The organism is Methylobacterium sp. J-026 (genome assembly GCF_022829585.1).
Lineage (GTDB): Bacteria > Pseudomonadota > Alphaproteobacteria > Rhizobiales > Beijerinckiaceae > Methylobacterium.
In genome coordinates, this window is record NZ_JAKSYC010000327.1 from 109,453 (window position 1) to 130,801 (window position 21,349).

A 21,349-nucleotide genomic window follows, 5' to 3' on the forward strand; every position below is an offset into this window, starting at 1 on the left:
ATTACGCGTCGCTGAGGGGCACGCTGGGTGTCTCACCTCTCGACGGCACCGGCACCGCATGGTTGGCGGCCTGCCGTGGCACCAATGCGCTGAGTATTGCGAGGCGGCTCAGCGTCTCTCGGAATGCTGCACCGCCATGGCATGTCCGGGAGCGGGAGCTCGCCCCTCGGATCGCGCCACGAGCAGGGCCGTCAGGGTGCCCGACGATCAGGACCCGCTCGCCGGGCCTGACGTCTGGAACGCGCCCAGCGGCTCAGCGGCAGGTCCGCGCGGATCCGGCGCTACGGCGCTGACCTTGCGGTCGCGGCCGGCGGCGAGGCCGAACAGGATCGCGGCGGTCGCGATGCCCACGAACAGGGTACCGGGCACCGCCCAGCCCCCCGTGGCCTCGTGGGCGAGGCCGAACGCCAGCGGGCCGAGGCAGGCGCCAGCGTAACCGATGCCCTGCGCCATGGCCGACAGGCCCGCGGCGCTCGCGGCATCCGCCGCGCGGAGCACGATCAGCGTGAGCCCGAGGCCGAAACAGCCGCCGATGCCGAAGCCGAGCGCGCAGGCAGCCGGGATCCGCAGGGAAGCCGACCCGAAGGCCAGGGCCAGGAAGGCGGCCGCGGTCAGTCCTGCGATCGCGACGATCCACCCCCGCTGGTCGCGGGCGCGGGCGGCCAGCATCGCCGTCAGCAGGGCGCCGGGCGCCTGGACCAGCGTGGTGAGCGACGCATAGAGGCCGGCCTCCAGCGGTGACAGGCCCCGTCCCTGGAGCAGCAGCGGCAGCCAGCCGAACAGGATGTAGGCGAGCGACGATTGCAGGCCCATGAAGCCCGTCACCCACCAGGCCAGGGGGTTGCGCAGCAGCCGCCCGGCCGAGGGCGCCGCGCTCGCATGGGTCCGGCGGGCGAACGGGATCCAGAGGAAGGCGGAAACCAGCGCCGGCAGCGCCCAGACCGCCAGGGCCGACGGCCATCCGCCCCCGAGGGCATGCTCGACCGGCACCGACGCGCCGGCCCCGGCGGCGGCGCCGAGGCAGAGCGTCATGGTGTAGAGCCCGGTCATCAGACCGCCGCTGGCGGCGAAATCGCGCTTCACCAGGGCGGGCAACAGGACGTTGTCGAGCCCGATGCCGATGGCGGCGAGCGCCGTCCCGGCGAAGAGCGGGACGAGGCCGCCGAGGCCGCGCAGCGCCAGGCCGGCCGCCAGGATGGTGGACCCTAGAAGCACGGCCAGATCGGGTCCGATCCGGCGGATCAGCGGGGCGGCCAGGGCGCAGGCGATGCCGAGGCACAGGACCGGCAGGGTCGTGAGGATCGCGGCCCCGCCGGCGCCGAGGCCGGTCCCGTCCCGGATGGTCGCCAGCAGGGGACCGACCGAACTCAGGGCCGGCCGCAGGTTGAACGCGACCAGCATCAGCGCCAGGGCGAGCAGGACCCGGCGGGGGGCGGCGGGGTCCGCGCTCATGTCCGGCGTCCCGCGCGCAGGGCCCCGCCGAGACAGGCGGCGAGCATCAGCGCGAAGGCGGCGTCGCCGAAACGGCCGTACAGGGTGCCGCCGACGATGCGGGCGGGCAGGTCGGCATCGAGCCAGGTCTCCTGGTCGAGCGGCGTGCGGGCGACGATCCGGCCATGCGGATCGATCACCGCGGAGATCCCGGTATTGGCGTCCCGGACCATGGGCAGCCCCTCCTCGACGGCGCGCAGGCGCGCCTGCGCCAAATGCTGGCGCGGGCCAGGGGTGTCGCCGAACCACGCGTCGTTGGTGACGTTCAGGATCAGCCCGGGCGGCCGATCCGACGGCGCGACGTGGCCCGCCGGCAGGATGGCGCCGGGGAAGATCGCCTCGTAGCAGATCGTGGCCACCACCGGCGGCAGACCCGGGACCGCCAGGATCCGCTGGGCCGCGCGCGCCCCCGCCGAGAAGCCGCCCGGGATCGCCACGAACTGGCGCAGGCCCAGCGCCCGCAACGCGGCGTCGAGGGGTGCGGGCAGGTACTCGCCGAACGGGACGAGATGAACCTTGTCGTAGCTGTCGGAGATCGTCCCGTCGGGACCGATCACCAGGACAGCGTTGAAGTAGCGCAGGCGCTCGCCGGGCAGCGGCTCCTCGGCCCGGGCCGCGCCGGTGATCAGGTGTTGCCCCGGCTTGAGGCCGGCCGCCACCTTCGCCAGGGCGTCGGGATCGCGCTGGATCAGGAACGGGAAGGCGGATTCGGGCCAGACGATGTGGGTCGGCTCCGGCTCGCCGGCCTCCGCCGGGCGCTGGCTCAGCTCGATGTAACGGTCGACGATATCGGTACGGTTCTCGGGCCTGAACTTGGCATCCTGCGGCAGGTTCGGCTGAACGAGGCGCAGCCGGACGCCCGCCACCACCGGATCGGGCGGCCCGAGACGGACGGCGCCGTAGAGGGCCATGCCGATCAGGACGATCGCGGCCGCGGCGCTCGGACCGAAGCGGCTGCGCGGGCGGGTACCGGTGGCCAGCGTCGCCGGGGCCGCGCAGATCAGCACCGCCAGCACGGTGAGGCCATAGAGGCCGATCGCGGCGCCCCATTGCATCAGCCAGAGGTTCTGGGCGAGCGCCATGCCCAGCGTGTTCCACGGGAAGCCGGTGAACAGGTGGCCGCGCAGCCATTCCGCGGCCCCGATCCCGAAGGCGAGGGCGGCGATCCGCCCCGGCCCGCGGCGCCACATCAGGCCGGCGGCGCCGAAGCCGGCCCCATAGAACAGGCCGAGCCCGAAGGGCAGGCCGATGACGCCGAGCGGCAGCGCCCACAGGAACGCGTCGGCCTCCACCAGGAAGGCCTGGCCCAGCCACCACAGGCCGGCGGTGAGATAACCGAAGCCCCAGGCCCAGCCGATCAGGAAGCAGGGCCAGAACCGTCGCAGGGTGGTCCGGTCGGAAGCGGCCCCGTCCAGAAGCCACGTTGCCGCCGACAGGGACACGGCGAGCGCCGGAAGCATACCGAAGGGCGGCATCGCCAAAGCCGCGACGGCGCCCACGAGCCAAGCCAGCCCGAGGCGGCGCCAGCCGGTCAGGCGCCTGATCGCCCGGACGAATCCGGGCGCCGGGACGTTCAGTTCGGTGCCCGATGCCGGTGCGACCCGGGCGGACCCCGCCGCCGTGCGCGTCACGCCTGGACCGTCACGGGTGCGACGTCTCGGGGGCCGGCGGGCTGGAGGGCGGGGGCAGGGCAAGGGGAACGACATTTCCGATCCGGGTGGCGCCCTTGTGGAAGCGCAGCCGCTTCAGGCGCCGCGGATCGGCATCCAGCACCTCGAATTCGAGGTCGCCGGGGCCGGCGATCAGCTCTCCGCGGGAGGGGACCCGTCCGGCCAGCGTCACGATCATGCCGCCCAGGGTGTCGATCTCCTCGGCCATCTCGCCGACCGCCGCCACCAGATCCACGCCGGTCGCCTCGGAGACCTCCGCCAGGGGCGTTCGGGCATCGGCCACGAAGACCTCGCCCTCGCCGTCGACGCGCTGGACATGCTTGTCCTCCGCGACGTCGTGCTCGTCCTCGATGTCGCCGACCACCACCTCGATCAGGTCCTCGATGGAGATCAGCCCGTCGGTGCCGCCATACTCGTCGATGACCAGCGCCATGTGGGTGCGCGTGGCCTGCATCCGGACCAGCAGGTCGATCGCCGGCATGGAGGGGGGGACGAACAGCACCGGCCGCTGGATGCGCGCGGCCGCCAGGGTGGTCGTCAGATCGACCTTGCCGAGGTCGAGGCCGCGCGGGACCCGGGGGACCGGCCGGCGGATCCGCGGGGGTGGGGGCGGGGGCTCGCCGGCCTCGACCTCGACGACCGGCGCCGGGGGCTTCGCCGCCGCCGCGACGCTGCGCCGGGACGGCTCGGCCTTCGCGGCGATGTGGTCCACGAGGTCGCGGATGTGGACCATGCCGCGGGGGTCGTCGAGGGTCTCGCCGTAGACCGGCAGGCGCGAATGCCCGGCCGTGCGGAACAGCTTGAGCAGGTCGCCGAGGCTCGTCTCGTTGGAGACCGCCATGATATCGGCCCGGGGGACCATCACGTCGTCGACGCGCACCTTGTGCAGGCCGAGGACGTTCTTGAGCATGATGCGCTCGAGCGGAGTGAGGCCGCTCTCGCCGGCATCCGGCTCCGCCAGCGCTTCCTCGAGCCCCTCGCGCAGCGAATCGCGCGGCTTGAGGTGGAGCGCCTGAAGCAGGCGGTCGTACCAGGGCTCCCGGTTCTGGGATTCACCCTCGGTGGAACTGGGCGCGGCCAGGGCCGCGCCGCGACTTCGATCGTTGCTCATGTCTCTCGGGTCTGGGGTCGTTCGGGCGTCGCGCGCTCAGGCGTAGGGGTCCGGGATGCCGAGGGTCGCGAGCGCCGCGACCTCGACGGCCTCCATGGCATCGGCCTCGGCCTCGCCGGTCTCGTGGTCCTGACCGAGACAATGCAGGGTGCCATGGACGAGGAGGTGGGCGAGATGATTCTGGAGCGGCTTCGACTGCTCCGCACTTTCGCGCACCAGGGTCTCGTACGCAAGGACCACATCGCCGAGCGGACGCGCGGACCCGGCATGAAGCGGTTGCGGGGCTGCCGGGAAGGACAGGACATTGGTGGGCTTGTCCTTGCCGCGCCAGGTCCGGTTGAGCTCCCGCACGGCGGCGTCGTCCGTCAGCAGGACGCTGACTTCGACCGGGCCGTCCGGCCTCCCGGGGGCGACGGCGAGCCCGGCCTCGACGGCGCGGGTGACAAGCGATTCGAGGTCGGGGACGGCGACTTCCCAGCGCGCATCCTCGACGGCGAGGTCGATTTCGTTCGGCATGCTCACGCCAGCGGCCGGCGCCGGGGGTTCGGGTTGCGGTCGGCCTCGTCCACCCCGTGGGCGGCGCGCTCGTAGGCGGTGACGATCCGGCGCACGAGGTCGTGGCGCACCACATCGACGTCCTTGAACGTCACCCGCCCGATTCCCTCGACTCCGTCCAGCACCTTCACCGCCTCCACCAGGCCCGACTTCTGCCCCGGCGGCAGGTCGATCTGGCTCGGATCGCCGGTGATGATCATGCGCGATCCCTCGCCGAGGCGGGTGAGGAACATCTTCATCTGCATGGAGGTGGTGTTCTGCGCCTCGTCGAGGAGCACCACGGCGTTGGTCAGGGTCCGACCGCGCATGAAGGCCAGCGGCGCGATCTCGATCGTACCGGTCTGCAAGCCGCGGTCGACGTGGCGCGCCTCCATGAAGTCGTAGAGGGCGTCGTAGATCGGGCGCAGATACGGATCGACCTTCTCGCGCATGTCGCCGGGCAGGAAGCCCAGGCGCTCGCCGGCCTCCACCGCCGGGCGCGACAGGATCAGCCGCTCGGCATGGCCCTGCTCCAGCAGCGACACCGCGTGGCCGACGGCCAGCCAGGTCTTGCCGGTCCCGGCCGGCCCCTCAGCGAAGACCAGCTCGTTGGTGCGCAGGAGCTTGATGTAGGCGTCCTGAGCCGGGTTGCGCGCCCGCACGGCGCCGCGCTTGCGGGTTGCGATCTGCTCGAAATGCGGCTTGTCCGCTTCAGCCGTGATCGCCTCGGCCGGGAACAGGGTCGCCTGCGCGGAGGCCTCGCGGATGGCGCCGTCCACATCCCCCAAGGTCAGCGTGCTGCCGCCGGTGCGTACCCGCGCATAGAGCTTCTGAAACACCCGGCGAGCGGTCTCCGTCGCCGCCGGAGAGCCCTTGATCACGAGATGATTGCCCAGCGCCGTCGCGGTGACGTCGAGCCGCCGCTCGAGATGAGCCACGTTCTGATCGTATTGACCGAAGACGAGGCTCGCGAGGCGGTTGTCGTCGAAGGTCAGTTGCACCTCGACGGGCTCGTCCGAACCCGACGGCCGCGTCGCTGGACCGCGTCCCCGTAGAGCGCCCCGCGCGCCCGCCCCGTCCGAAGCGCTCAAGCCGTCATCCTCGTCCATCCTCAGGCGGCCGCGGCCGCGGAGATCAGCTGTCCGAACAGGCTGTTGGTGCCCGCCTCGGTGATCCGAACCGGAACCACCGTCCCGATATGGTGGGCCGCGGCGTCGAACTGGACGGCGAGCAGGTGCGGCGTCTTGCCCGCCACCTGACCCGGATGCCGGCCGGGCTTCTCCACCAGGACGTCGAAGACCCGGCCCGCCGCGGCCCGCTGGTAGGCATAGCGCTGGCCGTCGAGGAGCGCCTGGAGTTCGGCCAGCCGCGCCGCCATGACGGGTTCGGGCACCTGATCGCCCCGCTCGGCCGCCGGGGTCCCGGGGCGGGGGCTGTACTTGAACGAGTACGCGCTCTCGAAGCCGATCTCGCGCACGAGCCGCAGGGTCTCGGCGAAATCCGCGTCGGTCTCGCCGGGGAAGCCGACGATGAAGTCCGAGGAGAGGGCGATGTCGGGCCGCACCGCGCGGACGCGTTCGATCAGGCGCCGGTACTGGTCGCCGGTATGCTTGCGGTTCATGGCGGCGAGGATCCGGTCCGCGCCCGACTGCACCGGCAGGTGCAGGTAGGGCATCAGGGCCGGAACCTCGGCATGGGCCTGGATCAGCGCGTCGTCGAAATCGTTCGGGTGGCTCGTGGTGTAGCGGATCCGGACGATGCCCGGGATCCGTGCCACCGCCCGGACCAGCTCGGCGAGGCCCACCGGCGCGCCGTCGGCGCCGGCGCCGTGATAGGCGTTGACGTTCTGACCGATCAGCGTGACCTCGCGGACGCCGCCTTCGGCCAGCCGCTCGGCCTCGGCCAGCACCGCCGCCACCGGCCGCGAGACCTCGGCGCCGCGGGTGTAGGGCACCACGCAGAAGGCGCAGAACTTGTCGCAGCCCTCCTGAACGGTGAGGAAGGCCGACGCCCCAACGGTCCGGCGCCGGGGCAGGTGATCGAACTTGTCGTCGATGGGGAACTCGGTATCGACCACGCGCCGCTCCCGGGAGCGGGCCAGCAGGTCCGGCAGACGGTGATAGCTCTGCGGGCCGACCACCACGTCGACGGCCGGTTGGCGGGCCTGGATCTCGGCGCCCTCGGCCTGGGCGACGCAGCCGGCCACCACGATGCGGGTGTCGAGCCCCTGCGCCTTGCGCTCACCCTTCAGGACGCGCAGGCGGCCGAGTTCGGAATAGACCTTCTCGGCGGCCTTCTCGCGGATGTGACAGGTGTTGAGGACGACGACGTCGGCCTCCTCGACCGAATCGGTCGGCGCGTAGCCCTCGGCCCCCAGGACGTCGGCCATGCGGGCCGCGTCGTAGGCGTTCATCTGGCACCCGTAGGATTTGACGTAGGCCTTCTTCAACGCGCGCCGTCCCGAACCCGTCCACGTGATCCCTGCGCCGGCCCCGCGGGGTCCGGCCTGCGGCCTGTAGCACGGATCGCGCGGGCCGTCGCGACACCCGAAACGCGACCGGCCGCCCGAGGGCGGCCGGCCATTGGGTGCAGCGGAGGGATCGGCCTCAGTGGGCGGCCGGCGCCGCCGCGGGCAGGTCGATGACCATGTGCTGGAAGAACGGCACGTAGGCCTGCAGCATCACGAAGCAGCCGACCAGGCAGGCGAGCGCCACCGAGTGCCAGAACACGAAGCGCAGGATCTTGCCCTCCTGGCCGAAATAGCCGGTGGCCGTGGAGGCGACGACGATCGACTGGGCGTCGATCATCTTGCCCATCACGCCGCCCGACGAGTTCGCCGCCGCCATCAGCACGCCGGGCAGGCCGAGCTGCTCGGAGGTGATCCGCTGCAGGCTGCCGAACAGGACGTTCGAAGCCGTATCGGATCCGGTCAGCGCCACGCCGAGCCAGCCCAGCAGCGTCCCGAAGAACGGGTAGAGGATGCCGGTTCCCGCGAAGGCGAGGCCGAGCGTGGCGTCGACGCCCGCGTAGCGGGTGAGAACGCCGAGCGCGAGCATCGCCGCGATGGTGATCAGCGAGTACCGCAGCGCCCAGATCGTCTCGAGATAGGCGGTCACGAGGCGCAGCGGCGAGAACCGCATGATCAATCCGGAGATCAGCGCCGCGATGAGCACCCCCGTCCCGGTGAAGGACATGTAGGTGAACAGGAAGACCGCGCCCTCGGGTGCCGGCTTCGGCACCACCGGCGGCACCTTCATGATCATGTTGTGCAGGCCCGGCACCTCGTACTTCCACGTGAAGAGCGGATTCACGATGCCCTTGAACCAGCCGGTCCCCCAGATCGCCACGATGATCGAGAGGATGATCCACGGCAGCCAGGCCATCAGGATCTCGCCCTGCGAGGCGGTGCGCGCGCCGGTATGGACCGGGGGCACCCCCGGAACGCCGGCGCCGACCGCCACCGGGCGCGGGCCCGCCACGGCGAGCGACGGGTCGTGCCCGCGCAGGGCCGGCGACGTCCAGATCTCCCGGGGCTGCCAGACCTTCAGGAACAGCACCAGGGCGAGCATCGAGGCGAGCGATGCCCCGATATCGACAATCCAGGGGTTCACGTAGTTCGAGATCAGGAACTGCGCCACCGCGAAGGAGGCGCCGCAGACCAGGATCGGCGGCCACACCCGGATCATGCCGCGGAAGCCGGCGAACACCCAGATCAGCCAGAACGGGACGATCAGCGAGAACAGCGGCAGCTGCCGGCCGATCATCGCGCCGAGGATCTCCGGCGCGTAGCCGGTGACCGAGGCAAGACCCTGGATCGGCGCGCCGAGCGCCCCGAAGGCGACGGGGGCGGTGTTGGCGATCAGCGACAGGCCCGAGGCGGCCAGCGGCGAGAAGCCGAGGCCGATCAGGATCGCGCCGGTGACGGCGACCGGGGTGCCGAACCCGCCCGCGCCCTCGAAGAAGGCGCCGAACGCGAAGGCCACCAGGAGCAGCTGCAACCGCCGGTCGGCGGTGATGCCCGCCACCGATTGCTGAAGCACGGAGAACCAACCCTTCTCCACCGTGAGCCGGTAGAGGAAGATGACGTTGAGGATGATCCAGCCGATCGGGAAGAAGCCGGTGACCATCCCGAGGATCGCCGCCCGGGTGGCGAGCCCCGTGGGCATGCCGAAGCCGACGATGGCCACCAGCATGGCGAGGCCGAGGGCGATGACGGCCGCGAGATGGGCCTTCACACGCCCGCTGGCGATCATGGCGAGCAGTGCGATGACCGGCACTGAGGCGGCGATCGTCGAGAGCCAGGCGCTCCCGAACGGATCGTAAACCTGATTCCAGGTTTGCAACGGGCGTCCTCCCATGGTCCCGACTGATACGGGTTCCGGCCTAGCTAGCAGAGCGCTTCGGAGCGCTCAACGGAGATGAATCATGTATTCTCCGCGATTTCCGCCGAAATGTACGCAGAAACGGATCCAGGTCTCGCGGCGGCGATCGAGACCTTGTCGATCCTGCGGGCCGCGAAGAGACACGGAATCGACCGGGCCGGACGGTTGTGCGTCGAAAGCATTCATCCGCCCGTCATCCCGATCGCCGTAGACAAAATGCCGTCGGTCCTCGAACATGGACGCCATCGGCATGATATTTTCTGGCAAAAAATCGCTGTTATTTCTATTCAACATGGCACTATTATTGTCTTGTGCTGCAATATTGCTTGCCAATAGCGATACGTCGGCCACTGAGAGCCGCAGAACGCAGACTGACGATTTGACCCTGTATGCCGGCAAGAGGGGCTCGGACAAAATCGGGGGCATCGACATCCTGCACCATCCGAAGTTCCTGGATGCAACCCGCGCGGCCGTCGCGGATCCGGTCGCCCGGGCGTGGATACAGGGACGGAAGGCGCCCCAGAATGACCCGTCGATCTCAAGGATCGGAGACTACGTGATCGTCACCGGTTGCGAGACGCATGGCTGCGGCCCGCATCAATGGGCGGTCTACATCACGCCGGACGGATCGCGCGTGAAGGCGTGCTATTTCGATGAGGGGCGGGACCCGACGCACGCGGTCTGGTCCGCGCCGCATGGCGTCGTCCGCCTCGGCCCCCCGCATTGCGAAGCCGGTAAGGACGCCAGCGGCATCGAACTGGCGATGCCGCGCCCACAGCGGTCGTGAGGGCGGTCCGGGCGATCGCTGCCGGGGAGCAGGCCGGTTCGGTGGCGCGCGCGACCGGGACACTCCCCCCGTCACGCCTCCGCGGGAATCGTCGCTCCTGACAGCCGGCGATGAGTCAAATTCCGATCCGTGGATCGGTCGGCCCGCACGGAGACGGCCCGTCGGTCAGACGGCCGCGACCTCCCGCTCGCGGAGGCCGACCTCGAGCGGTACCAGCCGCGCTGCCGCCGAAGCGCCGCCGTCCTCACGCCCGGCGACGACGCCCCGCAGGGCGGCTCGGACCTCGGCCTCCGCGGCCGCCGTGACGGCCTTCCGGTCGGTGCCCGCCTCGAAAGCGATCGGTGCACACCAGGTCACGTGCACGTCGATCGGGCCGCCCTGCATGAAGGCGGCGAGGTGCGGGGCCAAGTCCATGTCGCCGTACCAGGCGATCTCGGCGCGCTCGGAACGCACCACCGGCAGGCCGTTGCGCCGGAGATAGGCGATGGCCAGGGGCTGGAGGCGGACGCGGCCGCGCTCGGCCTCCCCCTGCAGCGCCGTGCGGGCGGCACCGACCAGCGACGAGCGGAACGGCAGGAGCCGGGTGCCGTCGCCGGTTGTGCCTTCCGCGAACAGAACGACGAGCTCACCCTCGGCCAGACGATGCCCCATCGCGGCGCTGACCGAGGCGGTCGCCCCGCGCCGTTGCCGGTCGATGAAGATCGTGCGCTGCAGCCCGGCCAAGATCCCGATCACCGGCCAGCCGGCGATCTCCGACTTCGCCACGAAGGAGAGCGGGCGGAGGGCGCCGATCACGATGATGTCGAGCCAGGAGACGTGATTGGCGAGGATGAGAGCCGCCTCGCCGGGGGCGGGCGGCATGCCGGTCTGCGTGACGCGCACCCCGAACAGGCGCAGGAAGACGCGGTGGAACAGGAGCGGCGCCAGGGTAGCCCGGCGGCCGAGCAACCGCAGCGCGATCCAATGCGACGGCGCCAGGATCGCGAGGGCGAGGGCCAGGGCCGCGACCCGATACGCGACGCCGAACCGGCTCACGGCGTCACAGATCGGCGCTCATCGTCAGCGCGGTCGCCCGGCTGCCGTCGGCCTTGAGGTAGTAGCCCGTGCGCGCCCCCACCTGGCGGAACCCGTGACGGGCATAGAGGCGCAGCGCCGGCGCGTTGCCCTCGTCCACCTCAAGATGCACCCGGGCGGCCCCCGCCAGCGCGAGGCTCGACAGGTGCTCGCGCAGGAGCCGCCGGCTGTGGCCGCCGCCGCGGAGTGCGGGCGACAGCACGACCGTCAGGATCTCGGCCTCGTCGGCCGCCCGGCGCGAGAGCACGAAGCCCTGGAGTGCCCCCGCCCGCCACAGGCCGTGCGCCTGCGTCGAGCGCTCGCAAAGCATCCGCTCGAATTCGTGGGCCTCCCAGGGGCGCGCGAAGGCGGTGGCGTGCAGGCGAGCGAGGGCCGGGGCCTGCGCGGCGTCGGCGAGCGGCGCGACATAGGGCTCGGGGGTCAGCGCGTCCCACCACGCGAACCACCAGTCGAACGGCCAGAAGGGCAGGGGACGCGTCATCGCCGGGCGATCCGCGCATGGTCCTGGGGCCGCGCATCGGGGCCGCGCAGGTACATCGGACGGGGCAAGGCCTGGACCGGATTCGCCAGGAAGCCGAGGGATGCCACCGAGGCGATGTCCGGTCCCGAGACGCCGGCGACCTGCGCGCGCACGCCGCGCGCCGTCAGCGCCGCCGCCAGCAGCGGCGCGCCCGAACCGGCGATCGCCACGGGCCCGCGGCCCACCAGTCGCTCGGCGGCTGTTTCGATGCTGAGATGCGCCGGGGCTATGCCGTCGCCGGGACCCAGGGCGTGGATGTAGATCGCGCCGTGCCGGGCATCGATCGCCGCCGCGATCGACCCCTCGACGGTATCGGCCAGCAGGGAGGTGAGCAGCGCCGACAGGGTCCCGACGCCGACCACGGGCTTGCCGGTGGCCAGCCCGATGGCGCGGGCCGCCGAGAGGCCGACGCGCAGGCCGGTATAGCTGCCGGGCCCGACCGTCACGGCGATGCGGTCGAGCGCCGCGAAACCGCCCTCCACCCGGGCAATGACCCGCTCGATCAGCGGCAGCAGCGATTCGGCATGGCCACGCGCCATCGGGAGCGACTCGGCCGAGAGGGGCGCTTCGGCATCCTCGTCCGCGACGCAGGCGGCGCAGGTATCCAGCGCTGTGTCGATGGCAAGAATACGCACGCTCACTCCCGCGGCCGGTCCGGGCCGCCGTCGCTCCCTCCGGCCGTGGACGGCACGAAGAGCCGCCAGCGATAGAGCAAATCCGCCGCTCCGTCAGCGCCGGGGCGGGCCGGTCGCGCGCATCGCCCGCGGAGTGTTGCCGGCTTGCGCCGGTCCCGGACCACCGCCGGCCCGGAGGCCGGCGATCCCGGAGCTGGACGGCGCGAAGGCCCGGATGGGCCTCAGATCGCCTGGACCTCGCGCACCTCCGGGAGGAAGTGCTTGAAGAGGTTCTGCACACCGTGCCGCAGCGTCGCGGTCGAGGACGGGCAGCCCGAGCAGGCACCCTTCATCTCAAGGTAGACCACGCCTTCCTTGTAGCCGCGGAAGGTGATGTCGCCGCCGTCGCCGGCCACGGCCGGCCGCACGCGGGTCTCGAGCAGGTCCTTGATGGTCACCACGGTGTCGTGGTCGGCCTCATCGTAGAACTCGTCGCCCGCCTCGGCCTCGTCGTGGCCGCCCTCGGCCATCACGGGCGCGCCGGACTGGAAATGCTCCATGATCGCGCCGAGCACCGCGGGCTTGACCTGCGCCCAATCGGAGCCGTCCTCGGCCTTGGTGACGGAGATGAAATCGTGTCCGAAATAGACGCCGGACACGCCCGGAACCGCGAACAGAGCCGCCGCGAGGGGCGAGCGGGTGGCGGCCTCGGCGTCCCGGGCCTCGAAGGTCGATTCGGACAGGACCACGCGCCCGGGGAGGAACTTCAGGGTCGCCGGGTTCGGCGTGGCTTCGGTCTGGATGAACATGGTGGACTCACTCCGCTGCGCCGGTTCAAGGCCGGCCGGGACAGGCGCCCTCAGGGCGCTGCGTTCCATGTGGACCGGCGACCGGATTTTCTCAACCTGGACCGAGGGTCTGGAGAGTGGACATTCCGCCCGGCGCGCGAGAGTGAGGTGCCGATTCGGGGCGCAGAGGAGCCGGCGGTGACCGTGACCGGGGATGAGACGTCCGTGCAGGATCTGCTCAAGGACCTGCGCGAGACCCAGGCCAGGCTGGAGGCGGCCCAGGCCGAAGCGGCATCCCTCAAGGTCCTGCTCGCCCTGCGTACGCACCAGTACGACCAGGCTTGGCAGGCCGGACAGCGCGCCGCGGCCGAGCTCGACGTCGCGCGGTCCGGGGAGGTCGCCCGGACCGCGGAGCGCGCGGACGCCTGGGCCCGGGAGGCCGACCTGGCGCGCCAGCTTGACGCGGCACGGGCGGCAGCCACGTCCCTGGAGGCCGTCGCCCGGGCCGAAGCGCGTGCGGATGCCGTCCGGACCGTGCTCGGAGCGGTCCTCGCCAGCCTGCGCGCCTGGGGCCTGGACCGTCGCCGCTTCCGAGGCCTCATCGATCAGGCCAGCCGCGAAGCACCGGACGCGGGATCCGGGGCGGAGCGGCATGCCGTTCTGCTGGCGGAGGCACGACGCGTTCTGGGGCTGACCGAATAGGCGGCGTTCGCACCGTCGCGTCCCGCTTCGCCGGCAGGTGATCCGCTGCACCGATAGTCTTGATCGCGGAACGACGGCGTCGACGGGGAGACCAGCCGCGCGATCACGGCGTTCGCCGCGCGGACCTCGCGCGCGACACTCGGCCCGCCCCGCCGAGGGCAGGATTAACGGCCCTTTAACCACGCCCTCCCATCGTCTCTCACGGGACGGACAGGAGATCGACGGCATGCAGATCAGCGAGCATCAGGTGCGCGAGTGCGCCTACTTTATCTGGGAGAACGAGGGCCGCGTTCACGGTCAGGCCGCGGCGCACTGGCTCCGCGCAGAGATCGAGCTGCGCGCCAACGCCACGCTGGCGGCCGGCGCAGCCGTCCCGGCCCCGAAGGCCGCCGCGAAGGCGCCGGCGAAGGTCGCGGCGCCCAAGGGCATCGCTCAGAAGGCCGCTGCTCCGAAGGCTGCTGCATCCAAGCCTGCTGCCCCGAAGGCAGTAATTGCCAAGCCTGCGGCCCCGAAGGCCGTCCGGGCCCCCAGGGCTGCGGCGAACGCCGCCCTGGCTGCAAAGGCGAAGCCCGCCCGCGCCCCGGCCTCCATGCACTGACACGCCCGCGCACCGGCGCCAGGCTGACGTCCGAAGCCCGCTCCCCTACCGGGGGGCGGGCTTCTGCCGTTCCGGCACCGGCCGACGGAACAGGTCGCCGGTCGCCCCTGTTGACGGGCCGAAAGCGGGCACCATGCGCCGCGATGAGGCGGCCATGCGCGCGGCGATCTTCGACATCGACGGGACCCTGCTCGACAGCGTCGATCTGCACGCCCGGGCCTGGGTCGAGGCCTTCGCGCATTTCGGGATCGAGACCGATCAGGCGCGGGTCCGGAGCCAGATCGGCAAGGGCGGCGGCGAGCTGATGCCGGTCTTCCTGTCGCAGGATCGGATCGAGCGGGAGGGCGAGGCGATCGAAGCCTATCGGTCCGATCTGTTCAAGCGCAGCTATCTGCCGGAGGTCCGGCCATTCCCGAGCGTCCGCCCCCTGTTCGAGCGGATCCGCGCGGACGGCCTCACGATCGCGCTGGCCTCCTCGGGCAAGCGCGCGGAGGTCGAGCGCTACACGGACATCCTGAAGATCGGCGACCTCGTCGACGTATCGACCAGCTCCGACGACGCCGAACGCTCGAAGCCGCATCCCGACATCTTCCAGGCCGCCCTGACGAAGCTCGGCGCGACAGCGTCCGACACCATCCACGTGATCGGCGACACGCCCTACGATGCCGAGGCCGCCGCGAAAGCGGGCTTGCGCACCATCGGCCTGCTCTGCGGCGGCTTTCCGGAGGCCGACCTCTCCGCCGCCGGCTGCGTGGCGATCTTCCGCGACCCGCAAGATCTGCTCGACGGATACGCGCGCTCACCCCTCGCCGCCCGCTGAGCGCCGGGCCGAGGATCGAAAGCATCCACAGCTTTCGTTCGGGCTGTTGCCGCGCGGTGACTCAGACCGATGCCGGCTACGTAAAACGGCGAAAAGGGCTGGTGCGGCGCGGGGGAAAGGCGTAGCGACCCGGCCGCCAATCTGGATCCTTTCGAAGGACGAGCGCCTCGCATGCCCCAGACCCATCAGGCCGAGCCGGCGGCGCGTTTCATTCCCGCCGCCAAACCGCTGCCGGAGCAGATCGCTGACGCCATCGCGTGCCGGTCGACCCCGCTCAGCCACTTGTTGCGCCTGATGTCGGCGCTCCAGGCCGAAGGCGGAAACGAGGCCCTGCGCCTGCGCCTGCGTGCCCGGATCGGCGCCCCGCTCGACGCCTGATCGGCTCCACGCCCGCCGTTCAACGGCGCCGATGGCGGCGTGAATGGCGGCGGCCCACCCGCTGAACCGGCTCGGCCGCCTGGCTGAGGCGCTTCATGCAGGCATAATAGATCTGCAGCCCGAGTTCTTCCAACTCCAGGCCGCGGGGGTTGGGTGCCACGAACACCTTCGCGCGGGCCTCAAGACGGCACGCCGCATCCTCTGGGCTGCGGATCGGCGGCTCGGCTCGACTGGGGCTCGCAGCCATCACAAGGCCGATGAGCGCCCCGAACGTCATCCCGGCGGGACTGCGCGTTCTGGCCCGGAAACTCGGCATACGAACCGTGGTCCTCACTCCAGCGAGACGCCGACATAGAGCATCTCGGTCCTCAGTGAACCGTGTTCAAAATACGTGGCCGCCCGCAATCGCTGCGGGCGCCGCTCAGGGTACGATCCAGAGGCAGCGTCCCGCGCCGGTGATCGTCATGCACTCATAGGGCGCACCACCGATCAGCGCCCGCTGCTCCACGGAACCGATCGTGCTCCGGTCGACGCTGCGGCAGCCGGCATCGATAGCCGCGTTGCGGTCTGAGCCGGACGCCGCATCGACCCGGCGCGCCGCCAGCAGGCTGTCGCAGGCGATCGCCGTGACCTTGTCCTGCCCAAGGGCGGCGCCCGCCCACAGGATCGCGGGAACCAGCGCGAGGATCGTTCGGGAGGGCATCGCGTATGCTCGCCAATATTCGGACCGCACGAATAAGTTTGGCGGGCCTGAGCGTTTGCAACACCACCGGCAAGGTTTTGGTTTCGCGAGGCCAACCTTCATCCACTTACGGTTTGGGTCGGGCGCGGATTTCGCAGTACCGCAGGGCCTATTCTGAAATGCCGCTGCGTTGAGACGCCTGGAAACGCGACGACGCCCGCCATGGGGCGAGCGTCGTCCGGTTCAAACGGCCGTCTCGGCGGCCGCACGCCCTCAGCGCTTGACTTTGACCTTGGCCTTGCGCGCCGCATAGCGAGCGTCGCGCTGGGCTTTCTTGGCGGCCAGTTCCGCAGACTTGCGTTCCTGCGCGGCGGCGAGCTCCGCGGCCTCACGGGCGAGTTGCGCGGCGAGTTCGGCCTCTTCGCGTTGACGCTTCTCCGCGGCGGCCTTCAGCTCGGCGGCAATGCGCGCAGCCTCGCGTTCGCGGGTACGCTCCTCGCGCGCCTTGGCGATTTCGGCCCGGGCCCTGGCCTTGGCGATCATATCCGGATCGTCGGCCGGGGTCCGCGCCTTGAACTTGGCCAGGAGGGCAGCCTTGGCGTTCTGCGAGTTCTGGCGGCGGTCGTCGAAATTCCTGTGGTCGAATGCGCTCATCTGACCTTTCTCAGTTCGGTAGGTTGGGCGTCGGGCAGGGACATCCGGCAGGGCCGGAGAGGGACCTCAGTCTGCAGGCTCCGACGGCGTCCCCGGACACCGGAACCATGCCGATCCATCGGCTCACCGATGGTTCGACCTCAGCGCTCAGCCTGCGCCGGAGCGCTCAGGTCGAACCAAGTTTTGAAAAACGGAACGCCCTTAACCAGAGCCGCCTCGCGGATGCAATCGCGCCCGCACACGCAGTCGACCGCCGGAGGGACAATCCGTAGCGTCTCTGTAAGAGTCTCGCCGGGCGATGCAGAAAAACATCACGTGGAGGCCGCGTTGAACACGCCGTGGCATGGGGAACGGCGTCTGTGCTGCGTGGATCCGAGATAGGTCGACGGGTGAGCCGCGGCAAGGCTACTGACGCAGCATGGATCGCCACGATGCGCTGGGAAAAACGCGCAGATGCCGAGCTTTAGGCTGAGTGGACGACCCGACCCAAGCAACGTCCGTCTTCAAAGGGGTCGCTTACTCAAGTTGATCAACCCAGGCCTGCGAATGCGGCATCGGCTCCGGCACCCGGATTGGGGGAACGGCGACATCGGCCGATAAAGGTTGCTGCGACAGAGCGACTCCTGCCACACGATGAGTTGGACGCCCCATCGACGCATGCTTAAAAAATGATCAGTCCTGATTAGCTTACGCACAATCCGCCGATGGCGGCGGTGTTGCACAACCATTGGGCAGCCATTCCGGTGCGTCATCGGCGTCGCGCGCGGCACGAGGCCTGCTACCGGCTCGATCCATCCGCCACGAACCTGCTGAAGGATCGCGATGCCCGAAAGTCCCCGCCCGTTCGATCCGGAGACCTACGTGGCGGCAACGGCGCCGCTTCTCGGCCTCGCGCTCGATGCGACGTGGATTGCCTCCGTCACCGCCAATCTGCGCGTCCTGGCCGCAGCCGCCGCATTGGTGCAGGACTTCCCGCTGCCCGACGAGGTCGACGCCGCTTCGAGGTTCGAGGCGTGAGTACCGACGGTCAGATGGATGCGGCCTCGATCGCCGCCGCGGTCGCCGGGGGACGGACCAGTGCCCGGACCATCGTCACCGAGGCCCTGGGCCGGATCGCGCGATGCGACGACCGGCTCAATGCCTTCACCGACGTGCTCGGCGCGCGGGCCCTGGCCCGGGCCGATGCCGTCGACGCGGCCCTGCGCGGCGGTGACACGGCCGGGCCGCTCGCCGGTGTCCCCTTCGCGGTCAAGAACCTGATCGACATCGCGGGCCTGCCCACCCGGGCCGGCTCCAAGATCAATCGGGACCGCGCCCCGGCCGCGCAGGACGGGACCCTGGTACGCCGCCTCGAAGCGGCCGGGGCGATCCTGATCGGCGCCCTCAACATGGGTGAATACGCCTACGACTTCACCGGCGAGAACGTCCACGACGGGGACGCGCACAATCCGCACGCCCTGGATCGGATGACCGGCGGCTCGTCCAGTGGGTCCGGGGCGGCGATCGCCGCCGGGATGGTGCCGCTGACGCTCGGCTCCGACACCAACGGCTCGATCCGGGTCCCCGCGGCCTTCTGCGGCTGCTTCGGTCTGAAGCCGACCTACGGCCGGCTCAGCCGGGCCGGGAGTTTCCCGTTCGTCGGCAGCCTCGACCACCTCGGGCCGATGGCCCGGACGGTCACGGACCTGGCGCTCGCCTACGATGCGATGCAGGGCCCCGATCCGGACGATCCGGTGGCGACGACCCGCGCTTCGGAGCCGGCGCTGCCGATCCTCGAATCCGGCCTGGACGGCCTGCGGATCGCGGTGGCGGGCGGCTACTTCGCCCGAGGCGGCGATCCGGACGCCTTCGCGGCCGTGGCCCGCGTCGCCGAGGCCTTGGGGGCGAGCCGGACCGTGGAGTTGCCGGAGGCGCAGCGCGCCCGCGCCGCGGCCTACCTGATCACCGCAGCGGAGGGCGCGACGCTCCATCTCGACCGCCTGCGCACCCGGCCGCGGGATTTCGACCCGGCGGTGCGGGACCGCCTGATCGCCGGAGCGATGATCCCGGCGCCCTTCGTCGAGCGGGCGCAGCGCTTCCGCCGCTGGTACCGGGCGGCGGTCCTCGGCCTGTTCGACAGCGTCGACGTGATCCTGGCGCCGACCACGCCGTGCCGGGCTCCGGAGGGCGGACAGACCCACTTCGTCCTAGACGGCGTCAGCCTACCGGTGCGGGCCAATATCGGGGTGTTCACGCAGCCGATCTCCTTCATTGGGCTGCCGGTGGTCGCCGCGCCGGTCTGGCTCGACGACGGCCTGCCCCTGGGCGTGCAGGTGATCGCCCCACCCTGGCGCGAGGATCTGGCCCTGCGCGTCGCCCGCCACCTCGAACGGATCGGCACCTGCGCGGCGCCGATCGCGGAGCTCCCCTGATGGTGATCGACGATCCCTCCGTGAAGGCCGAGGTCGAGGCCGCCTTCCGGGCCTACGAGACGGCGCTCACTACGAATGACGTTCCCACCCTGGAGGCGCTGTTCCGGGACGATCCGCTGACCATCCGCTACGGCATCGGCGAGAACCTCTACGGCATGGCGGCGATCCGTGCCTTCCGCCGTGCCCGCTCGCCGGTGGGTCTCGACCGGACGCTCGCCCAGACGGTGATCACCACCTACGGGCGGGATGCGGCCACCGCCATGACGCTGTTCACCCGCGCGAACGCCCCCGGCAAAGTCGGCCGCCAAAGCCAGACCTGGATGCGCTTCCCCGAGGGCTGGCGGGTGGTCGCCGCGCATGTCAGCGTCATCGACGCCGCGTAGGTTCGCGCCGCCGCGGGGCGAGTGGCCGCGCGCTTGCATACGGTCGAGTGTATGCCGGCCCCTCCGGACCCGGCCAACGCGAGTACCCGATCCGCGATGCTGTCCCGTCTGAGAAACTTCGGCGCCCGTGCGGCGCTGGCCAGTGCCCTGGTGTTGTCGGCAAGCACCGCCGTCCTCGCCCAGGGGACGCTGCGAATCGGCATGACCGCCTCCGACATCCCGCTGACCACCGGCCAGACCGACAATGGCGGCGAGGGCATGCGGTTCATGGGCTACACGGTCTATGACGGCCTCATCAATTGGGACCTGTCGAGCGCCGAACTCGCCTCCGACCTCGTGCCCGGTCTGGCGACGAGCTGGGGCGTCGATGCCAGCGACAAGACCAAATGGACCTTCAAGCTGCGGCCCGGCGTGAAATTCCACGACGGCTCTGACTTCACCGCCGACGCGGTGGTGTGGAACCTCGACAAGCTCTTGAAGGCCGACGCGCCGCAATACGACCCGCGCCAGTCCGCGCAGGGAAAGACCCGTATCCCGGCGGTGGCGAGCTACCGCGTGGTCGATCCGCTCACGGTCGAGATCACCACCAAGGCCCCGGACGCGACGCTGCCCTACCAGATCGCCTGGATCATGATGTCGTCCCCGGCCCAGTGGGAGAAGCTCGGCAAGTCCTGGGACGCCTTCGCCAAGCAGCCCTCGGGCACCGGCCCGTGGAAGCTGACCCTGTTCGCCCCGCGCGAGCGCGCCGAGATGGTGCCGTTCAAGGCGTATTGGGACGCGAACCGGGTGCCGAAGCTCGACAAGCTCGTGCTCGTGCCGCTGCCGGAGGCCAATGCGCGGGTCGCGGCGCTCCGCTCGGGCCAGGTCGACTGGATCGAGGCGCCGGCGCCCGACGCCGTGGAATCGCTGAAGGGTGCCGGCTTCACGATCGTCACCAACGCCTACCCGCACAACTGGACATGGCACCTGTCGCGGGTCGAGGGTTCGCCCTGGAACGACATCCGGGTGCGCAAGGCCGCCAACCTGGCCATCGACCGCGACGGCCTGAAGGAGCTGCTCGGCGGGCTCGCGATCCCCGCCAAGGGGTTCATGCCCCCCGGCCATCAGTGGTTCGGCCACCCGACCTTCGACGTGAAGTACGATCCGGAGGCCGCCAAGAAGCTGCTCGCGGAGGCGGGCTACAGCCCGGCCAAGCCCCTCAAGCTCAAGGTCGCGATCTCGGCCTCGGGCTCCGGCCAGATGCAGCCGCTGCCGATGAACGAATTCGTCCAGCAGAACCTCGGCGAGGTCGGCATCCAGGTCGATTACGAGGTGGTCGAGTGGAACACGCTGATCAACATCTGGCGTGCCGGGGCCAAGGCCGACATCTCCCGCGGCGTCTCGGCGATCAACTACTCGTATTTCATCCAGGACCCGTTCACCGGCTTCATCCGCCATCTCCAGTGCAATTTTGCCCCACCGAACGGCACGAACTGGGGCTATTACTGTGATCCCGCGATGGACAAGCTGTTCGATCAGGTCCGCAACACCTTCGACAAGGCCGAGCAGACCAAGGTCCTCGAGAAGGTTCACGAGAAATACGTGGACGATGCGCTGTTCATCATGATCACCCACGACGTGAATCCCCGGGCCATGAGCCCGAAGGTCAAGGGTTTCGTCCAGGCGCAGAACTGGTTCCAGGACTTTTCGAAGATCACCATCGCGACGGCGGGGCGGTAGCCGCGCCGTCTCCCTCCCCCCTCTGCGGGGG

At 70.6% G+C, this 21,349-nt stretch carries 24 protein-coding genes; 9 read left to right on the top strand and 15 right to left on the bottom strand.

Annotated features, from left to right (window positions below; translation table 11 throughout):
* Positions 1-207: 207 nt before the first annotated feature.
* From MKK69_RS28445 to MKK69_RS28480, 8 genes are all read right to left on the bottom strand, one after another.
* Complete coding sequence (locus MKK69_RS28445; protein ID WP_243973518.1) at positions 208-1,452, bottom strand: MFS transporter; 1,245 nt, start codon at positions 1,450-1,452, stop codon at positions 208-210.
* Complete coding sequence (lnt, locus tag MKK69_RS28450; RefSeq protein ID WP_409564907.1) at positions 1,449-3,068, bottom strand: apolipoprotein N-acyltransferase; 1,620 nt, start codon at positions 3,066-3,068, stop codon at positions 1,449-1,451. Before lnt ends, MKK69_RS28445 begins: the two co-directional genes overlap by 4 nt.
* Positions 3,069-3,132: 64 nt before the next feature.
* Positions 3,133-4,272, bottom strand: coding sequence for a hemolysin family protein (locus tag MKK69_RS28455; RefSeq protein ID WP_243973519.1), 1,140 nt, complete (start codon positions 4,270-4,272; stop codon positions 3,133-3,135).
* Positions 4,273-4,308: 36 nt separating this feature from the next.
* Positions 4,309-4,788 carry an rRNA maturation RNase YbeY gene (ybeY, locus tag MKK69_RS28460; protein WP_243973520.1) on the bottom strand — a complete coding sequence of 160 codons (480 nt, stop codon included), beginning with the start codon at positions 4,786-4,788 and terminating at the stop codon, positions 4,309-4,311.
* A 2-nt stretch (positions 4,789-4,790) separates the two neighbouring features.
* On the bottom strand, positions 4,791-5,915 hold the full coding sequence (locus MKK69_RS28465; RefSeq protein ID WP_409564905.1) for a PhoH family protein: 1,125 nt from the start codon (positions 5,913-5,915) through the stop codon (positions 4,791-4,793).
* Positions 5,916-5,917: 2 nt separating this feature from the next.
* Positions 5,918-7,255 carry a tRNA (N6-isopentenyl adenosine(37)-C2)-methylthiotransferase MiaB gene (miaB, locus tag MKK69_RS28470; protein ID WP_243973521.1) on the bottom strand — a complete coding sequence of 446 codons (1,338 nt, stop codon included), beginning with the start codon at positions 7,253-7,255 and terminating at the stop codon, positions 5,918-5,920.
* 157 nt (positions 7,256-7,412) lie between these two features.
* Positions 7,413-9,149, bottom strand: a complete 1,737-nt coding sequence (locus tag MKK69_RS28475) for an L-lactate permease (RefSeq protein ID WP_243973522.1) — start codon at positions 9,147-9,149, stop codon at positions 7,413-7,415.
* Positions 9,150-9,215: 66 nt separating this feature from the next.
* Entirely contained in the window at positions 9,216-9,425 is a 210-nt protein-coding gene (locus MKK69_RS28480) for a hypothetical protein (RefSeq protein WP_243973523.1), read from the bottom strand.
* On the opposite strand from MKK69_RS28480, the gene MKK69_RS28485 reads away from it, so the two are divergent.
* Positions 9,424-9,975 (top strand): hypothetical protein, encoded by a 552-nt coding sequence (locus MKK69_RS28485; RefSeq protein ID WP_243973524.1) that lies wholly within the window; start codon positions 9,424-9,426, stop codon positions 9,973-9,975. The two genes, MKK69_RS28480 and MKK69_RS28485, sit on opposite strands and share 2 nt — an antisense overlap.
* 165 nt (positions 9,976-10,140) lie before the next feature.
* On the opposite strand, the gene MKK69_RS28490 is transcribed toward MKK69_RS28485, so the two are convergent.
* The 4 genes from MKK69_RS28490 to MKK69_RS28505 form a co-directional block, all read right to left on the bottom strand.
* On the bottom strand, positions 10,141-11,010 hold the full coding sequence (locus MKK69_RS28490) for a lysophospholipid acyltransferase family protein (RefSeq protein ID WP_243973525.1): 870 nt from the start codon (positions 11,008-11,010) through the stop codon (positions 10,141-10,143).
* A gap of 4 nt (positions 11,011-11,014) precedes the next feature.
* Positions 11,015-11,530 (bottom strand): GNAT family N-acetyltransferase, encoded by a 516-nt coding sequence (locus MKK69_RS28495; protein WP_243973526.1) that lies wholly within the window; start codon positions 11,528-11,530, stop codon positions 11,015-11,017.
* On the bottom strand, positions 11,527-12,204 hold the full coding sequence (gene tsaB / locus MKK69_RS28500; protein ID WP_243973527.1) for a tRNA (adenosine(37)-N6)-threonylcarbamoyltransferase complex dimerization subunit type 1 TsaB: 678 nt from the start codon (positions 12,202-12,204) through the stop codon (positions 11,527-11,529). Before tsaB ends, MKK69_RS28495 begins: the two co-directional genes overlap by 4 nt.
* 221 nt (positions 12,205-12,425) lie before the next feature.
* On the bottom strand, positions 12,426-12,992 hold the full coding sequence (locus tag MKK69_RS28505; RefSeq protein ID WP_243973528.1) for a NifU family protein: 567 nt from the start codon (positions 12,990-12,992) through the stop codon (positions 12,426-12,428).
* Positions 12,993-13,169: 177 nt separating this feature from the next.
* Between MKK69_RS28505 and MKK69_RS28510 the strand changes: the two genes are divergently transcribed.
* The 4 genes from MKK69_RS28510 (at position 13,170) to MKK69_RS28525 (ending at position 15,469) form a co-directional block, all read left to right on the top strand.
* Positions 13,170-13,673 carry an atp-dependent helicase gene (locus MKK69_RS28510; protein WP_243973529.1) on the top strand — a complete coding sequence of 168 codons (504 nt, stop codon included), beginning with the start codon at positions 13,170-13,172 and terminating at the stop codon, positions 13,671-13,673.
* A 226-nt stretch (positions 13,674-13,899) separates the two neighbouring features.
* The gene (locus tag MKK69_RS28515; protein ID WP_243973530.1) at positions 13,900-14,271 is read left to right on the top strand and encodes a DUF2934 domain-containing protein; all 372 of its coding nucleotides are present in this window, start codon (positions 13,900-13,902) and stop codon (positions 14,269-14,271) included.
* 154 nt (positions 14,272-14,425) lie between these two features.
* Positions 14,426-15,091 carry an HAD family hydrolase gene (locus MKK69_RS28520; RefSeq protein ID WP_243973602.1) on the top strand — a complete coding sequence of 222 codons (666 nt, stop codon included), beginning with the start codon at positions 14,426-14,428 and terminating at the stop codon, positions 15,089-15,091.
* A 171-nt stretch (positions 15,092-15,262) separates the two neighbouring features.
* Entirely contained in the window at positions 15,263-15,469 is a 207-nt protein-coding gene (locus MKK69_RS28525) for a hypothetical protein (protein ID WP_243973531.1), read from the top strand.
* A gap of 19 nt (positions 15,470-15,488) precedes the next feature.
* Here the strand turns inward: MKK69_RS28525 and MKK69_RS28530 are convergent, their stop codons facing one another.
* From MKK69_RS28530 to MKK69_RS28540, 3 genes are all read right to left on the bottom strand, one after another.
* The gene (locus MKK69_RS28530; protein WP_243973532.1) at positions 15,489-15,746 is read right to left on the bottom strand and encodes a hypothetical protein; all 258 of its coding nucleotides are present in this window, start codon (positions 15,744-15,746) and stop codon (positions 15,489-15,491) included.
* Between the two features lie 144 nt (positions 15,747-15,890).
* Complete coding sequence (locus tag MKK69_RS28535; RefSeq protein WP_243973533.1) at positions 15,891-16,172, bottom strand: hypothetical protein; 282 nt, start codon at positions 16,170-16,172, stop codon at positions 15,891-15,893.
* A 252-nt stretch (positions 16,173-16,424) separates the two neighbouring features.
* The gene (locus MKK69_RS28540) at positions 16,425-16,805 is read right to left on the bottom strand and encodes a DUF6481 family protein (protein WP_243973534.1); all 381 of its coding nucleotides are present in this window, start codon (positions 16,803-16,805) and stop codon (positions 16,425-16,427) included.
* Positions 16,806-17,627: 822 nt separating this feature from the next.
* Between MKK69_RS28540 and MKK69_RS28545 the strand changes: the two genes are divergently transcribed.
* The 4 genes from MKK69_RS28545 to MKK69_RS28560 all read left to right on the top strand — a co-directional run bounded on the left by MKK69_RS28545 (position 17,628) and on the right by MKK69_RS28560 (position 21,318).
* Entirely contained in the window at positions 17,628-17,822 is a 195-nt protein-coding gene (locus MKK69_RS28545; RefSeq protein WP_243973535.1) for a DUF4089 domain-containing protein, read from the top strand.
* Positions 17,823-17,836: 14 nt separating this feature from the next.
* Positions 17,837-19,216, top strand: coding sequence for an AtzE family amidohydrolase (locus tag MKK69_RS28550; RefSeq protein WP_243973603.1), 1,380 nt, complete (start codon positions 17,837-17,839; stop codon positions 19,214-19,216).
* On the top strand, positions 19,216-19,599 hold the full coding sequence (gene hpxZ / locus MKK69_RS28555; protein WP_243973536.1) for an oxalurate catabolism protein HpxZ: 384 nt from the start codon (positions 19,216-19,218) through the stop codon (positions 19,597-19,599). Before MKK69_RS28550 ends, hpxZ begins: the two co-directional genes overlap by 1 nt.
* A gap of 96 nt (positions 19,600-19,695) precedes the next feature.
* Positions 19,696-21,318, top strand: coding sequence for an ABC transporter substrate-binding protein (locus MKK69_RS28560; protein WP_243973537.1), 1,623 nt, complete (start codon positions 19,696-19,698; stop codon positions 21,316-21,318).
* Positions 21,319-21,349 lie beyond the last annotated feature (31 nt).

Bases quoted from the DNA above. Each gene is read 5' to 3' on its own strand.
- MKK69_RS28445 (WP_243973518.1), bottom strand. From the start codon at position 1,452: ATGAGCGCGGACCCCGCCGCCCCCCGCCGGGTCCTGCTCGCCCTGGCG.
- MKK69_RS28455 (WP_243973519.1), bottom strand. From the start codon at position 4,272: ATGAGCAACGATCGAAGTCGCGGCGCGGCCCTGGCCGCGCCCAGTTCC.
- ybeY (WP_243973520.1), bottom strand. From the start codon at position 4,788: ATGCCGAACGAAATCGACCTCGCCGTCGAGGATGCGCGCTGGGAAGTC.
- MKK69_RS28465 (WP_409564905.1), bottom strand. From the start codon at position 5,915: ATGGACGAGGATGACGGCTTGAGCGCTTCGGACGGGGCGGGCGCGCGG.
- MKK69_RS28485 (WP_243973524.1), top strand. From the start codon at position 9,424: ATGGACGCCATCGGCATGATATTTTCTGGCAAAAAATCGCTGTTATTT.
- MKK69_RS28480 (WP_243973523.1), bottom strand. From the start codon at position 9,425: ATGTTCGAGGACCGACGGCATTTTGTCTACGGCGATCGGGATGACGGG.
- MKK69_RS28495 (WP_243973526.1), bottom strand. From the start codon at position 11,530: ATGACGCGTCCCCTGCCCTTCTGGCCGTTCGACTGGTGGTTCGCGTGG.
- MKK69_RS28505 (WP_243973528.1), bottom strand. From the start codon at position 12,992: ATGTTCATCCAGACCGAAGCCACGCCGAACCCGGCGACCCTGAAGTTC.
- MKK69_RS28515 (WP_243973530.1), top strand. From the start codon at position 13,900: ATGCAGATCAGCGAGCATCAGGTGCGCGAGTGCGCCTACTTTATCTGG.
- MKK69_RS28520 (WP_243973602.1), top strand. From the start codon at position 14,426: ATGCGCGCGGCGATCTTCGACATCGACGGGACCCTGCTCGACAGCGTC.
- MKK69_RS28525 (WP_243973531.1), top strand. From the start codon at position 15,263: ATGCCCCAGACCCATCAGGCCGAGCCGGCGGCGCGTTTCATTCCCGCC.
- MKK69_RS28530 (WP_243973532.1), bottom strand. From the start codon at position 15,746: ATGACGTTCGGGGCGCTCATCGGCCTTGTGATGGCTGCGAGCCCCAGT.
- MKK69_RS28535 (WP_243973533.1), bottom strand. From the start codon at position 16,172: ATGCCCTCCCGAACGATCCTCGCGCTGGTTCCCGCGATCCTGTGGGCG.
- MKK69_RS28540 (WP_243973534.1), bottom strand. From the start codon at position 16,805: ATGAGCGCATTCGACCACAGGAATTTCGACGACCGCCGCCAGAACTCG.
- MKK69_RS28545 (WP_243973535.1), top strand. From the start codon at position 17,628: ATGCCCGAAAGTCCCCGCCCGTTCGATCCGGAGACCTACGTGGCGGCA.
- MKK69_RS28550 (WP_243973603.1), top strand. From the start codon at position 17,837: ATGGATGCGGCCTCGATCGCCGCCGCGGTCGCCGGGGGACGGACCAGT.
- hpxZ (WP_243973536.1), top strand. From the start codon at position 19,216: ATGGTGATCGACGATCCCTCCGTGAAGGCCGAGGTCGAGGCCGCCTTC.
- MKK69_RS28560 (WP_243973537.1), top strand. From the start codon at position 19,696: ATGCTGTCCCGTCTGAGAAACTTCGGCGCCCGTGCGGCGCTGGCCAGT.